Here is a 14323-nt window from a genome sequence, read left to right as displayed (position 1 = left end):
TGTCGATGTCACTTGAGCAGGCCGGCCTCGCGTGCAGCCTGTTCGGTGCCCACGTAGTTCTCAGGTTTGGTCTCGATGAAACGGCTGGCTGCCTGCAGGTCGAGGATCGCCTTGTGCTCCGGGTTGGCCGGGTCGAGGCCGAGGAAGGCTTTCTTGATCTTCTCTTTCAGCGCCGGGTCCATGTTGCCGCGCACGGTCCAGTTGTAGTCGAAGTAGGTCGGTGTGGTGGCGAACACCTTCACCTTGGCGGTATCGACCTTGCCGGCATCCACCAGCTTCTGCCACACGCTGGCGTTGAGCACGCCGCCATCGACCTTGCCGGCCTGCACCCAGGCCACGGTAGCATCGTGGGCACCGGAGTAGGCAACACGGCCGAAGTAGTCTTCAGGCTTGATGTTGTCCTGCTTGAGCATGAAGTAACGCGGCATCAGGCTGCCCGAGGTCGACGAAATGGAACCAAAGGCAAACGACTTGCCCTTGAGGTCGGCCAGGCTCTTCACGTCGGGGTTGGCGGTAATGAACTTGGAAGTGAACTGCGCATCCTGTTCACGCTGCACCAGCGGCGTGGCGGCAGGGTCCTTCAAGTGCACCTGCACGAAGGTGAAGCCCCCCAGCCAGGCCATGTCCAGGCGGTTGGAGGCCAGCGATTCGACTACTGCCGGGTAATCGGCCACCGGCACGAACTTCACCTCCATGCCCAGCTGCTTGGCCAGGTACTCGCCCAACGGTTTGAACTTGCGCTGCAGCTCGGTCGGCGCTTCGTCAGGAATGGCGCTGACTCGCAGGATGTCGGCGGCCTGGGTGACAACGGCACAGCAAGACAGCACGAGGCCGGCGGCGAGCGCCAGAGGGCGTTTGAGCATGGGTGTTCTCCGGTTCAATAGCGGGGAAGGTCGGTCTATGCGCCGACGACGGGAATTATAAGAGGCGCAGGCGCAAAGGCCAGCTTTGCTACAATCGCGCGACAATTTGACCTGCTGAGGTACATATGAGCGAGCCGATTCGCCTGACCCAGTACAGCCATGGTGCCGGCTGTGGCTGCAAGATATCCCCCAAGGTGCTGGATGTGATCCTCGCTGAAAGCGGCACCCAGGCCCTGGACCCGAAACTGTGGGTGGGTAACGCCTCGCGTGACGACGCTGCAGTGTACGCGCTGGACGACGAGCGCGGCGTGGTCTCGACCACCGACTTCTTCATGCCGATCGTCGATGACCCGTACGACTTCGGCCGCATCGCCGCCACCAACGCCATCAGCGACATCTACGCCATGGGCGGCGACCCGCTGATGGCCATTGCCATCCTCGGCTGGCCGGTCAACGTGCTGCCGCCGGAAGTGGCCCGCGAAGTGATCCGCGGTGGCCGAGCGGTGTGCGCCGAAGCCGGCATCCCGCTGGCCGGCGGCCACTCGATCGACGCCCCCGAGCCGATCTTCGGCCTGGCCGTCACCGGTGTGGTCAGCAAGCGCCACCTCAAGCGCAACGACACCGCCAGCGCAGGCTGCCGCCTGTACCTGACAAAGCCACTGGGCATCGGCATCCTCACCACCGCCGAGAAAAAGGCCAAGCTGCGCCCCCAGGACCAGGGCCTGGCCCGCGACTGGATGTGCACCCTAAACACCCCCGGCAGCCGCTTCGGCAAGCTCGACGGGGTCAAGGCCATGACCGACGTCACCGGTTTCGGCCTGCTCGGCCACCTGGTGGAACTTGCCGAAGGCAGTGGCCTTACCGCGCACCTGGACTATGCTGCCGTACCGCGCCTGCCAAGCGTCGACCACTACCTGGCCGAGGGCTGCATCCCTGGCGGCACCCTGCGCAATTTCGACAGCTACGGCCACAAGATCGGCGCCCTGAGCGACGACCAGAAGCACCTGCTGTGCGACCCACAGACCAGCGGCGGCCTGCTGGTGGCGGTTAGTCCGGAAGGTGAAGCCGAGTTCCTGGCGGTGGCCGCCGAACTGGGCCTGCAACTGGCGCCGATCGGCAAGCTGGTCGAGCGACAGAGCCATGCGGTCGAGGTGATCTGATGCGCCCCGACTGCACCGACTTCCGCCAGTTGTTCCTCGACGATGTGCCGATGATGGACATGCGTGCACCTGTCGAATTTGCCAAGGGCGCCTTTCCCGGTGCCGTCAACCTGCCGCTGATGAATGATCAGGAGCGGCAGAGGGTCGGTACCTGCTACAAGCAGAAGGGCCAGGCCGCCGCCATCGCCCTTGGCCACCAATTGGTCAGCGGCGCCACCAAGCAGGCACGCCTGGAGGCCTGGGCAGCGTTCGCCAAGACGCACCCGGAAGGCTACCTGTACTGCTTCCGTGGCGGCCTGCGCTCGCAGATCGTGCAAGGCTGGTTGCGCGACGAAGCGGGCATCCAGTACCCGCGCGTCAAAGGTGGCTACAAGGCCATGCGTACCTTCCTGCTGGAGACCACCGAGCAGGCTGTGGAGCAATGCGATTTCGTGTTGGTGGGCGGCCTGACCGGCACCGGCAAGACCGACGTGCTGCACCAGCTGGATAACGTGCTGGACCTGGAAGGCCATGCCAATCATCGCGGTTCCAGCTTCGGCAAGCGCGCCACCGCGCAGCCGGCGCAGATCGATTTCGAGAACCAGCTGGCCATTGACGTATTGAAGAAGCGCGCCCGTGGCATCGAGCAGTTCGTGCTGGAGGATGAAGGCCGCATCGTGGGCAGTTGCACGGTGCCGCTGGAGCTGTATCAGGGCATGCAGCATTACCCGCTGGTGTGGCTGGAAGACAGCTTCGCCAACCGGGTGGAGCGCATCCTGCGCGACTACGTGGTCAACCTGAGTGCCGAGTTTGTCAGCGTGCATGGCGAGGAGGAAGGCCGCCGGTTGTTTGCCGAGCGCATGTTGCAGAGCATGGCCAATATCTACAAGCGCCTGGGGGGCGAGCGTTATCAGCGCTTGTCGGAGATCCTGCGCGAGGCGCTGGAAGAGCAGCAGCGCAGTGGTGCGGTGGACCTGCATCGGGGCTGGATCGAAGGGTTGTTGAACGAGTACTACGACCCGATGTATGCCTACCAGCGGGCCGCGAAGGCAGAACGCATCGAGTTTGCCGGGGATGCGGTGGAAGTGCGCGAGTACCTCAAGGCCCGGGCCCTGCGCGAACCGCGCAAGTAGCACCAGGGCCGCTTCGCGCCCCATCGCCGCGGTTCGTCGCCACGACAAGCCAGCTTCCACCCCGACAGCGCTGCTCTCAAGACCTGCGCAATACCTGTGGGAGCGGGCGAGCCCGCGAAGCAGACAACGCAGTGGATGGCACGGGCTTCGCCCGTGTTCGCGGGCAAGCCCGCTCCCACAGTGATCGCAACAGCTTTCAACACTTGAGCAAGGCAGCTGCTCCAGCCGACCGCATGGGATTCGCGTCAGGTGCGGTCCCTGTGGGAGCGGGTTCACCCGCGAATAGGCCGGAACGGTCGCCCTCACTGCCCCGGGCTGAGCACCCGCTCCAGCTCCGCCGCCCGGTCTCGGGTCATGTTCATCAGACATGTCCCGCCTTCCAGCTGTGCCATGGTCCCGCCGCTGGCCTGCACATGGAACTGGCAGTTGCCATCGCGGTAGGCAATCCACTTGCGCTGCACATCGCGCAGGCTCTTCTGCTGCGCGGCGTCCAGCTTGCCCATCAGTTGCTTGTAAACCCGGTTCAGCCGCTGGTCCTGCATTTGCGTCTCAGCCTTGATACATTCGCCCATGGCCACGGTACTCGAAGCCTGGTCCATGCATTGCTGGTAACCCGGCGTGTAGTCCTCCGCCATGGCCAAGGGTAGTACAAAGGCCAGTCCCAGGCCGCTCAGGTAACGCTTGCTCATGTTCATGCTCCCCTGGTGAATATCAAAGCGTCTGCGGCTGCTCCGGCGGCATCAGTACGTTGCCCGGCTCGAAGCGCAACGCTGGCATCTGCGTAGCCGCATAAAACGCCACACCCAGCGCCGCAATCAGCACCACATCAAGCCAGGTCCAGCCCGGCATGTCATCGGCGCTGCGTGCCTTCCAGCAATGCCAGGCCTGCCCCATGCAGAACACCACCATCGCCGCCAGCCACAGGTAGAAACCGGCACCCAGGCCGGTCAGCTCATGAAACGCGTAGCTCTGGTTGTCCGGCAAGCGGTCAATTCCGAAACTGCTGGCCGCCAGATACACCGCCACCAACCCAGCCAGCAACGCCAGCCGCCGGAAGCGTCGATGGGCCAGGATCGCCAGGGCCAGCAGCGGGTTGGCGAACCATTGGTACAGGCCGAAGGGCATGCCCCATGGCCCGTACAGCAGCATCTGCAGGGCCGGCATGTGGCGGTCGCCACTCATCAGCGCGCCATCGAAAAACAGGGCGGACAGGTACAGCGCCAGGCTGATGCTCAGGTAGAAGACAGGCAAAGGGGATTCCTGGGGGAAACGGGACAGGCTGCGACCATAACCCAGGGCTCGCCCCGCTTCCAAACCTTCTATGGGGTGACAGGCCGATCAGGCAACCGGCGGCTCCAGCAACAGGCCGTAGATGCCTGAGTCAGACAGCTCACCGGCTACGCACCAGCGCGCGCGCAAAGTGCCTTCGAGGACGAACCCTTGGCGCTCCAGGGTGCGCGCCGAGCCGAGGTTGCGCGGGTCGATCTCGCCCTCCAGGCGGCGCATGTGCAGGGTATGGGCGAGGTAATCGATGAAACAGGTCAAGGCTTCGTCCATGTACCCCCTGCCTTGCACTGCACTGGCCAGGCAGTAACCGATCTCGCCACGGCGGGACACATCGTCGATGTTGAACAGCTGGACCATGCCGATCAGCTCGCCGTTGTCGCGGCGGTACATGCCGAGCTTGAGCTGGTCGCCATTGGCATAGGCTTCGCGGTCGGCGGCCAGGGCGCTTTCGGCTTCGGCCAGGTCTTGCCAAGGTGCATGGTGCCAATAGCGCATCACCTCGGGATCGGCCATGATCGCCAGCCATTGCGCGGCATCGGCATGGCGCATGGGGCGCAATTGCAGACGCGGGCTGTCGAGGCAGAGGTCACTGGGGAAACTGCGGGGTGGGGTCACGCCGGATCTCCTGTCCATTGCTGGGGAGATGACAGTTTAACGGCATGCGTATGGTTCGAGCATCCCGGGGCTGCTGCGCAGCCCCGGTTAAAGTTTCAGGCGCCGCGATTCAGGCCCACTTCCATATCATTGATCAGCGCCTTGGCCATGGCACTGAGAATTCTCGCTGCGCTGCCAGCGATCTTGTCACCCTCCATCTCGGCCTCTTCGTTCAGGTGCTTGATGCAGCCGATCAGCACCGACAGTTCATCGAATGCCAGATCCAGCGGAACGCCCGGCTCTACCCGGTACAGCTCGAGGAACTTTTCCACGCCGGCGGTGGTGCGGGATTTCAGGTGCTCGCTCATGCCTTCGTCTCCTGCGCTTTCATCTGGGCTAGCAGGGCTTGTAGCAGGTCGGTCTGGGCAGACATCGCTTCCAGCAGGCTGGAACGCAGGGCTGGGGCTTCGGCGTCGAGGTATTGGAGGATGGTACCGGAGAGGTTGTCCATGACCTGAGTGGCCTGGGACTTGGCGGCTTGGTAGGTAAGGTCTGAAACGGGTGGGTCAGGTACGGGTTTGTTCATGATCAACTCCAATGGGTTCAAAGGAGCAACCACCTGAATCCTTCTCACAGATTTGGGCGGCAGCCGTGCGCGTGGTGAGAAGCCCGTGTTGGAGTCACCACGGTCAGGCCGAAGCCTGCACGCGCACAGCTGCCATGAACTGGCAGGAAGACAACCAACAACGAGTTCTCACACTCGCTCGCCATATGGGCGAACGGCGAAATTACCGCTGTGATTCTTCCCTGCCTATCAGACGGCATCCGACTGAGGTCGTAGGATAATTCCCAATTCTAGAGAACCTGAAGCATTTGGTATCAAGTTCAGAATCTTCTTACAGCTGACGGCCCTTTCGCGGGTGAACCCGCTCCCACAGGTACTGCGCTGGCCTTGAAATGGCGGCGGTACCCATGGTCTCCACAGGTACTGCACCAGCCTTGAAAGCGGCGCAATTCCTGTGGGAGCGGGTTCACCCGCGAAAGGGGCGGTACAGGCTAACGAAGTACGATCAGGCCACCTCAGCCCCATCATCCGGCCAATGCGGCTCATTGGCCTCTGGCGGGGTCAGCGGTGGCAGCCCATACGCGGCCCGCGCATCGTCGCAGCTGGGGTTATGCACCCCACCCTCCCACGACGCCTCGAACTCGCGGCACGGGCTGGAGCGGTTGGCATAAATGCTACAAGCCACCTCTTTGCCGATCTCGCCCTCAAGGCTGACGCATCGGCAGGGTTTGGCATCGGTGCCGATCATGGCAACGCGGGTGGGGTTGATCTGTACCACCAGGTCGTCCGGCACAAGGCCCCCGGCAGACTGGCATTCGCCCCAGAAAAAGGACACACGGAAGTACCCGCAGCAGGCGCCGCAGTCAAGGCAAGGGTTATATTCGGACATGATGGCACGAAGGGAAGGTTGTTGTTATCGGGGCTGACCCGCGGCACCATTTTCAATCCAAGCGGGGGCGGCTGGATAGAGGGGCAATGCAAAAAAATCTGCCGCTGATCCGGCCGCCCGTTACGGCTAGCAGATGGCCTTGTAAGTCGCGGCATCCCAACGCTGCAAAGCCAAACCTGCGCTCGGGTCGTACTCCCCTCCCTGCACCTTGCTGAAATAAGTGCGGGCTTCACCGCAGTGCACCAGCCGGTCGTGCTTTTCGCCCTCGGTGAGTACGGTGTAGGACGCACTGCGCATGGCCTGATACTGCTTGTCGGCAGCCGCCATGAGCTGGTGATACTTCATCAACTGGCTGTCGCCCAAGGCCAGGCGCCTGTCCAACTGCACACCCCAGCGGGTCAGGCAGACCTCGGCAAAATGACGAACGATCAACCCCGGCTCCACCAGCACCTTGCCGTCGCCCGCACCATCCGCCGAGGCGTTACCCACCAACGTGGCATGCCGGCCTGGCATCGGGTAGACACATATCCGCGTATCGCTTGCGACTGTAGGAATCACACAAGCAAAACCCTTGGAGCGCTCATCCCGCGAGTAGAAGCCTACATACTCTTTGACGTTATCAGTCAGCGTTACGCGCTCGACCTGTACATTGCCAACTCCCGGCACCGGGTCAATGGCAAAGATGTTCACCGGTATGCCGCGCAACACAGGGTCCTGCGCCATGGCGTTAGCCAGCATGTGGCAACTGATCCCGCCCCTGCTCCAGCCCACCAGGTTCACCTGGGTCGGCAAGCGCGGCTTGCGGAACATGCTGATGATGCGCTCCTGCAATTCCTGCGGAGTTGGATGGCGATCACCGTAGTCGTAGGTACGCCAGAACCACGAGGCAGTAGAAGACACATCCGAAATGGGGACGCCAGCGTCCTTCAGGCGCTGGTACTCGTCCTCGTTCAGCTTGGTGCGCTGCCAGCTGGTTTCACCCTTGATCACCTGCAGCACATGGTTGACGTTCTCTTCCCAACCGCGGCCAAACAGCTGGCCGGTCCAGTTGAAATAGCCGCCGGGCTCGACGAACAGGTTGTCATCCTGGAGGTTGCCGCTGCCGGGGCCGTCAACGGCGATCCAGTGGGCGAATTCGCGGCCCTGGTCGTTGCTGGCCAGGGTCGAGACCAGTTCACCGTTCCAGAAGTTGGGGTTGGCGTCGTCGAAGCGGTGGGAACCGGTGCCGCAGAAATAGGCGGTGAAAACACTCATTTGTGTGTCTCTGTGGTGAGAAATGAGTGCAGAAAAATAGGTAAATCAATCGGTGGGATGCAGGTGGAAAACTCGCCTTTGAATCAGTTGGGGCTGCTTTGCAGCCCCCATGGCTTACTTGCGGATAAGCCCATCAGCCCGGAACATCTGCCGGATCCCGCGAATCGCCTGGCGAATACGGTCCTGGTTCTCGATCAGGGCAAAGCGCACATGGTCGTCACCATAGTCACCAAAGCCGATACCCGGCGACACGCACACCTTGGCCTCGGCCAGCAGCTTCTTGGAGAACTCCAGCGAGCCCAGGTGCGCATACTCTGGCGGGATCTTCGCCCATACGTACATCGAAGCCTTGGGGTTCTCGACCATCCAGCCCAGCTCATGCAGCCCTTTCACCAGCAGGTTGCGGCGCTGGCGGTATTGCTCGGCAATGTCGCGCACACACTGCTGGTCACCTTCCAGTGCGGCAATAGCGGCCACCTGCAGCGGGGTGAAAGTGCCGTAGTCGTGGTAGCTCTTGATCCGCGCCAGGGCGCTGACCAGCTCGGGGTTGCCGACCATGAAACCGATCCGCCAGCCGGCCATGTTGTAGCTCTTGGACAGGGTGAAGAACTCCACCGCGATGTCCTTGGCCCCCGGCACCTGCATGATCGACGGGGCTTTCCAGCCGTCGTAGACGATGTCGGCATAGGCCAGGTCATGCACCACCAGCACGCCATACTGCTTGGCCAGGGCCACCACGCGCTCGAAGAAGTCCAGCTCCACGCACTGGGCGGTGGGGTTGGACGGGAAACCGAGGATCATCATCTTCGGCTTGGGGATCGATTCGCGGATGGCTCGCTCGAGTTCGTTGAAGAAGTCCACTCCCGGCACCAGCGGTACCGAACGCACCTGGGCACCGGCAATTACCGCCCCGTAGATATGGATCGGGTAGCTGGGGTTGGGCACCAGCACCGTGTCGCCCTGGTCGAGGGTAGCCAGCATCAGGTGCGCCAGGCCTTCCTTCGAGCCGATGGTGACGATGGCTTCGCTTTCCGGGTCGATGTCGACCTCGTAGCGTTCCTTGTACCAGTTGGAAATGGCCCGACGCAGGCGCGGGATGCCGCGGGAGGTGGAGTAGCCGTGGGTGTCTTCACGCTGGGCGACCTGCACCAGCTTCTCGACGATGTGCGGCGGGGTGGCGCCATCGGGGTTGCCCATGCTCAGGTCGATGATGTCCTCGCCACGGCGGCGGGCGGCCATCTTGAGCTCGGCAGTGATGTTGAAGACGTAAGGGGGGAGACGATCGATGCGCGCAAAGCGGCGCGGCGAACCTGGGTTGGCCATGGCTTCCTCTGAGTACGTAAGCGCCCGGAACCGTCCGAGCGACGTTGGCCGATGTGGCGGCCTAAATCAGAAGATAGTGCCGAAACTGGAACTCTGTAAAGGATAATTTCCCGTTTCTATATAACTTTTCAGATGTATTTTTTGAAAACCTGAATTTTATGTTTTTAGTGCTGGCCTCTTCGCGGGTAAACCCGCTCCCACAGGACCTTGTACACGTTTCGAGTATGCTGCGGTCCCTGTGGGAGCGGGTTTACCCGCGAAGAGGCCGGCACAGGAAAACGCCCATAAAAAAACCCCGGCGCATGGCCGGGGTTTTCGTGAAACAGGCAGCAGTTTCAGCGTGCGTAAGTCATCAGCACATCCGCAGCAGTCTGGCTATCCACGCCCATCATCACGCTCAGGGCAGTGACGGTGAGAATGGAGAAGCCGAACACCTTGCGGGCCCACTTGCTGTCGTCCTCGGCCTTGTAGCCACCCCAGGCCATGTACAGCCAGTACAGGCCCATGGCTGCTGCCACGGCCAGGTAGCCGAGGCCGGCGTAACCGCCAAGGGTAAGCATCAGGGTCGCGAGCACGAAGGCCAGCACGTACAGCACGATCTGCTTCTTCGCCGCGAGGATGCCACGTGCCACCGGCAGGACCGGGATGTTGGCAGCGCTGTAATCCTTGAAGCGGAAGATGGCGATGGCGAAGCTGTGCGGCATTTGCCACAGGCTGAACATCACCAGCAGGGTAACCGCAGCCAGGTCGAAGCTGTTGCTGACGGCGCAATAGCCGATCACCGGAGGCATGGCACCAGACAGGCTGCCGACCAAGGTGCCGTGCACCGATTTACGCTTCAGCCACAGGCTGTAGAAACCGACGTAGACGATGAAGCCGATCAGCGCACAGAACGCCGACAGCGGGTTGGCCTGAACATACAGCAGGCTGAAACCCGCCACCCCGAGCAGGGTGGCGTAGATCAGCGCGAGGGGCAGCGACATGCCGCCCTGAACCATGACGCGGTTCTTGGTGCGCTCCATCTTGTGGTCGATGTCACGATCGATGCAGTTGTTGAACACGCATCCGGACGCGACCACCAGCGAAGTACCGATCACCACCGCCAGGAACAGGGCGAAATCCACATGGCCCTTCGAGGCAAGGAAGAAACCGCCTGCCACGGAAAGCACGTTACCGAAAATGATCCCCGGTTTGGTGATTTGGATAAAGTGCTTAACGGACATGCAGTCTTACCTCACTTGGCCAACATTTCGAAGTGGATGCTGAACATGATCCACAGAGACAGGCCGACAAGCAGAGCGATCACCAGAGTGGTGAACAGGAACGTCGAAACGTTGTTGCGTTGCTCTTTCGAGCGGTCCATGTGCAGGAAGTACACGAGGTGCACTACTACCTGGATCACGGCCATGGCAACAATGATCAGAACGGTCAGGTTCTTCGGCAGGCTTGGCGACATGGCCAGGCCGAACGGGATCGCGGTCAGGATGATCGACAGGATGAAGCCGATCATGTACGACTTGACGCTGCCGTGGTTACCTTCGTGATGAGTGTCGTGTGCGTTAGCCATTACAGAACTCCCAGCAGGTAGACGACGGTGAATACGCAGATCCAGACCACGTCCAGGAAGTGCCAGAACAGGCTCAGGCAGCTCATGCGGGTCTTGGCGGTCGGCGTGATGCCGTGCTTGTTGATCTGGTACATCATGATTGCCATCCAGATCAGGCCGGCGGTCACGTGCAGACCGTGGGTACCTACCAGGGCAAAGAAGCCCGACAGGAAGCCACTGCGCTGCGGGCCGAAGCCCTCGGCGATCAGGTGATGGAACTCGTAGATTTCCATCGCGATGAAGCCTGCACCGAACAGGAAGGTCACAGCCAACCAGCCCAGTACGCCAGCTTTCTTGCCATCGAACATCTTCAGCATGGCGAAGCCGAAGGTGATCGAGGACAGCAGCAGGAACAGCGTTTCAACAGCTACGAAATCGAGCTGGAAAATGTCATGACCCGACGGGCCGCCGGCAAAACTGCCGGACAGCACCGCGTAGGTGGCGAAGAGCGACGCAAACAGGATGCAGTCGGTCATCAGGTACAGCCAGAAACCGAGTACGGTCATCTGGCCCGAGTCGTGGTGGTGGTCGTCATGCCCATGGTCGTGACCATGAGCAGCACCGTGCATTACTTGACTGGACATTGATTACACCCGCTCAAACGATTCGACACGTGCGCCGGCAGGCAGAGCACCTGCTTTGGCCAGCGCTTTCATGCGCTCGCCTTCGATGCGCGCCACTTCTTCGGCCGGAACCATGTAGCCCTGATCGTCACGCGCAGCGTGGCGAACGAAGACAGCGATGGTTGCAACCAGGCTCGCGCCAACCAGCCACCAGATGTGCCAGATGAAGGCGAAGCCGAAGACGGTCAGGAACAGGCCCATGAACAAACCGGTAGAGGTGTTGCTCGGCATGTGGATCGCTTCGTACTTGGCCGCAGGCTTGTAGGCGACACCGGCTTCCTTGGCTTCGTGCCAGGCATCCAGGCCAACCTTCTCAGGCATGTGGGCGAAGTTGTAGAACGGAGGTGGCGACGAAGTCGACCATTCCAGGGTACGGCCGCCCCATGGGTCGCCGGTCACGTCCAGGTTCTGGTTGCGGTCGCGAACCGATACGTACAGCTGGATCAGCTGGCAGGCGATACCGAACAGGATCAGCACGGCGCCGACAACGGCTACGTACAGGTAGGGTTCCCACAGTGGGTTGTCGGAGTGGTTCAGACGACGGGTCATGCCCATGAAGCCCAGGGCGTACAGCGGCATGAACGCTACGTAGAAGCCCGAGATCCAGAACCAGAAGGCAGCTTTGCCCCACTTCTCGTTCAGGGTGAAACCGAAGGCTTTCGGGAACCAGTAGGCGAAGCCGGCGATGTAGCCGAATACCGCACCACCGATGATCACGTTGTGGAAGTGAGCAATTACGAACAGGCTGTTGTGCAGCACGAAGTCAGCACCTGGAACAGCCAGCAGAACGCCAGTCATACCACCGATGGAGAAGGTGATCATGAAGCCCAGGGTCCACATGATCGGCGCGGTGAAGCGCAGACGGCCCTGGTAGATGGTGAACAGCCAGTTGAACAGTTTCACACCGGTCGGAATGGAGATCAGCATCGTCGCCAGGCCGAAGAAGGTGTTGACGCTGGCGCCGGCACCCATGGTGAAGAAGTGGTGCAGCCACACGGCGAAGCCCAGCACGGCGATGGCGCCCGATGCGTAAATCATCGAGTGGTGGCCGAACAGACGCTTGCCGGAGAAGGTGGAGGTAACTTCCGAGAACACACCGAAGGCCGGCAGGATCAGGATGTACACCTCAGGGTGACCCCACGCCCAGAACAGGTTGACGTACATCATCGGGTTCCCACCAAGCTCGTTGGTGAAAATGTGGAAGTCCAGATAACGGTCAACAGTCAGCAGAGCGAGTGCAGCGGTCAGGATCGGGAAGGAAGCCACGATCAGCACGTTGGCCCAGGTGCAGGTCCAGGTGAAGATCGGCATGTCCATCAGCTTCATGCCAGGTGCGCGCATCTTCATCACGGTGACGAGGAAGTTCACGCCGGTAAGCGTCGTACCCAATCCGGATAGCTGTAGCGCCCAGATGTAGTAGTCGACACCCACCCCAGGGCTGTACTGGATGCCCGCGAGCGGCGGATAGGCAACCCAGCCGGTCTTGGCGAATTCACCAACGCCCAGCGAGATGTTGACCAGCAGCACGCCTGCCAGCAGCAGGTAGAAGCTCAGGGAGTTCAGGAACGGGAAGGCAACGTCACGTGCACCGATCTGCAGAGGAACCGCCAGGTTCATCAGGCCGGTGAAGAACGGCATCGCCATGAAGATGATCATGATCACACCGTGAGCGGTGAAGATCTGGTCATAGTGTTCAGGCGGCAGGTAGCCTTCGGAGCCACCGGTAGCGGCAGCCAGCTGGGTACGCATCATGATGGCGTCGGCAAAACCGCGCAGCAGCATGACCATCGCGACGATGATGTACATCACCCCGATTTTCTTGTGGTCGACAGTCGTCAACCACTCGCTCCACAAGTAGGACCACTTGCGGAAGTAGGTGATAGCACCGACGACAGCGATACCACCGAGCGCGATCATGGCAAGCGTCACCATGACTATCGGCTCGTGATAGGGTATCGCCTCCAGGCTTAGTTTACCGAACATCTCTTACTCCTCTGCACCGGCAGCTGGTTGCATACTCGATTCCACACCCTTGGTAGTGGCCAGATCTTTGCTGCCTGCTTCTTCGTGGCTCGGACGACCGCGGTTCATGCCTTCGTACTTGTCGACGATCAGCTGGAACTGGTCAGGCGAAGCCTCGCTATACAGCGCGACTGGGTTGTTTTCGCTTGGTTTGGCCAAGGCGTCGTATTCGGCCTTGTCCAGCTTCTTCGGCGACTGCTTGACCTCGGCGACCCACTTGTCGAAGTCTTCCTGAGAGGTGGCAGTAGCCTTGAATTTCATGCCGGTGAAGCCAGCACCGCTGTAGTTGGCGCTGATACCGTCGAACTCGCCGTTTTCGTTGGCGATCAGGTGCAGCTTGGTGGTCATGCCGGCCATGGCGTAAATCTGGCCGCCCAGGCCCGGGATGAAGAACGAGTTCATCACGGCGTCGGAAGTGACGCGGAAGTTGACCGGGGTGTTAGCCGGGAAGACGATCTTGTTGACCGTGGCAATGCCCTGCTCCGGGTAGATGAACAGCCACTTCCAGTCCAGCGCGACCACGTCGATCTGCACCGGCTTCACATCGGAATCCAGCGGACGGTACGGGTCCAGCTTGTGGGTGGAGTGGTAGGTGAAGTAGCCCAGGGCGATGATGATCAGGATCGGGATGATCCACACCGCGGCTTCGATCTTGGTCGAGTGCGACCAGTCAGGGGTGTAGGTGGCAGCCTTGTTGGAAGCACGGTACTTCCAGGCGAAAACCACGGTCATGATAATGACAGGAATCACCACCAGCAGCATCAGGCCGGTAGCGATCAGGATCAGGTTCTTTTGCTCAATGCCGACCTGACCTTTCGGGTCGAGCAGGGTCCAGTTGCACCCACTGAGTAAAAGCATGCCTAAAAAGGGCAATATGCCAAACAGTCTGGGGTAACGCTTTTTACTCATCTCACGACCTCTAGATCAGCTTGCTTCAATGCAATTTGTGTTTTGGTAGCCAACACTTCGTCCTGCCAAGTGCGGCAATTCGCGCCCGTACTCGCTCCTGCCCGGGTCCGGCTGCA

16 protein-coding genes are annotated in these 14323 nt (G+C 61.0%); 2 read left to right on the top strand and 14 right to left on the bottom strand.

Annotated features, from left to right (window positions below; genetic code table 11):
- Window positions 1-8: 8 nt before the first annotated feature.
- The gene (locus RIN61_RS16085; protein WP_112252054.1) at window positions 9-863 is read right to left on the bottom strand and encodes a putative selenate ABC transporter substrate-binding protein; all 855 of its coding nucleotides are present in this window, start codon (window positions 861-863) and stop codon (window positions 9-11) included.
- A 125-nt stretch (window positions 864-988) separates the two neighbouring features.
- Here RIN61_RS16085 and selD point away from each other — a divergent pair, with 125 nt between their 5' ends.
- Window positions 989-2023, top strand: a complete 1035-nt coding sequence (selD, locus tag RIN61_RS16080) for a selenide, water dikinase SelD (RefSeq protein ID WP_112252053.1) — start codon at window positions 989-991, stop codon at window positions 2021-2023.
- Window positions 2023-3135 carry a tRNA 2-selenouridine(34) synthase MnmH gene (gene mnmH, locus RIN61_RS16075; protein WP_313852833.1) on the top strand — a complete coding sequence of 371 codons (1113 nt, stop codon included), beginning with the start codon at window positions 2023-2025 and terminating at the stop codon, window positions 3133-3135. Before selD ends, mnmH begins: the two co-directional genes overlap by 1 nt.
- Before the next feature lie 302 nt (window positions 3136-3437).
- On the opposite strand, the gene RIN61_RS16070 is transcribed toward mnmH, so the two are convergent.
- From RIN61_RS16070 to cyoA, 13 genes are all read right to left on the bottom strand, one after another.
- Entirely contained in the window at window positions 3438-3824 is a 387-nt protein-coding gene (locus RIN61_RS16070; protein WP_112252061.1) for a lysozyme inhibitor LprI family protein, read from the bottom strand.
- Between the two features lie 22 nt (window positions 3825-3846).
- Entirely contained in the window at window positions 3847-4386 is a 540-nt protein-coding gene (locus RIN61_RS16065) for a hypothetical protein (RefSeq protein WP_207877734.1), read from the bottom strand.
- 87 nt (window positions 4387-4473) lie between these two features.
- Entirely contained in the window at window positions 4474-5037 is a 564-nt protein-coding gene (locus RIN61_RS16060) for a GNAT family N-acetyltransferase (protein ID WP_112252050.1), read from the bottom strand.
- Window positions 5038-5132: 95 nt separating this feature from the next.
- On the bottom strand, window positions 5133-5384 hold the full coding sequence (locus tag RIN61_RS16055; protein ID WP_112252049.1) for a DUF3077 domain-containing protein: 252 nt from the start codon (window positions 5382-5384) through the stop codon (window positions 5133-5135).
- Window positions 5381-5602 (bottom strand): hypothetical protein, encoded by a 222-nt coding sequence (locus tag RIN61_RS16050; protein ID WP_181457336.1) that lies wholly within the window; start codon window positions 5600-5602, stop codon window positions 5381-5383. Before RIN61_RS16050 ends, RIN61_RS16055 begins: the two co-directional genes overlap by 4 nt.
- A gap of 484 nt (window positions 5603-6086) precedes the next feature.
- On the bottom strand, window positions 6087-6470 hold the full coding sequence (locus RIN61_RS16045) for a YkgJ family cysteine cluster protein (RefSeq protein ID WP_112252047.1): 384 nt from the start codon (window positions 6468-6470) through the stop codon (window positions 6087-6089).
- Window positions 6471-6596: 126 nt separating this feature from the next.
- The gene (locus RIN61_RS16040; RefSeq protein ID WP_313852825.1) at window positions 6597-7724 is read right to left on the bottom strand and encodes a hypothetical protein; all 1128 of its coding nucleotides are present in this window, start codon (window positions 7722-7724) and stop codon (window positions 6597-6599) included.
- A gap of 114 nt (window positions 7725-7838) precedes the next feature.
- Window positions 7839-9047, bottom strand: a complete 1209-nt coding sequence (alaC, locus tag RIN61_RS16035) for an alanine transaminase (RefSeq protein ID WP_112252045.1) — start codon at window positions 9045-9047, stop codon at window positions 7839-7841.
- Between the two features lie 335 nt (window positions 9048-9382).
- Window positions 9383-10270, bottom strand: coding sequence for a heme o synthase (gene cyoE, locus RIN61_RS16030; RefSeq protein WP_025337747.1), 888 nt, complete (start codon window positions 10268-10270; stop codon window positions 9383-9385).
- Between the two features lie 11 nt (window positions 10271-10281).
- Window positions 10282-10614, bottom strand: a complete 333-nt coding sequence (gene cyoD / locus RIN61_RS16025; RefSeq protein WP_003259128.1) for a cytochrome o ubiquinol oxidase subunit IV — start codon at window positions 10612-10614, stop codon at window positions 10282-10284.
- On the bottom strand, window positions 10614-11237 hold the full coding sequence (gene cyoC / locus RIN61_RS16020; RefSeq protein ID WP_025337745.1) for a cytochrome o ubiquinol oxidase subunit III: 624 nt from the start codon (window positions 11235-11237) through the stop codon (window positions 10614-10616). Before cyoC ends, cyoD begins: the two co-directional genes overlap by 1 nt.
- Window positions 11238-11240: 3 nt before the next feature.
- Window positions 11241-13259, bottom strand: coding sequence for a cytochrome o ubiquinol oxidase subunit I (cyoB, locus tag RIN61_RS16015; protein WP_112252044.1), 2019 nt, complete (start codon window positions 13257-13259; stop codon window positions 11241-11243).
- Window positions 13260-13262: 3 nt separating this feature from the next.
- Window positions 13263-14207 carry a ubiquinol oxidase subunit II gene (gene cyoA, locus RIN61_RS16010; protein WP_015268993.1) on the bottom strand — a complete coding sequence of 315 codons (945 nt, stop codon included), beginning with the start codon at window positions 14205-14207 and terminating at the stop codon, window positions 13263-13265.
- Between the last annotated feature and the right edge of the window lie 116 nt (window positions 14208-14323).

It is taken from the genome of Pseudomonas inefficax, assembly GCF_032164165.1.
Classification (GTDB): Bacteria; Pseudomonadota; Gammaproteobacteria; order Pseudomonadales; family Pseudomonadaceae; genus Aquipseudomonas; species Aquipseudomonas inefficax.
This window is presented reverse-complemented; position numbering and strand designations above follow the sequence as displayed.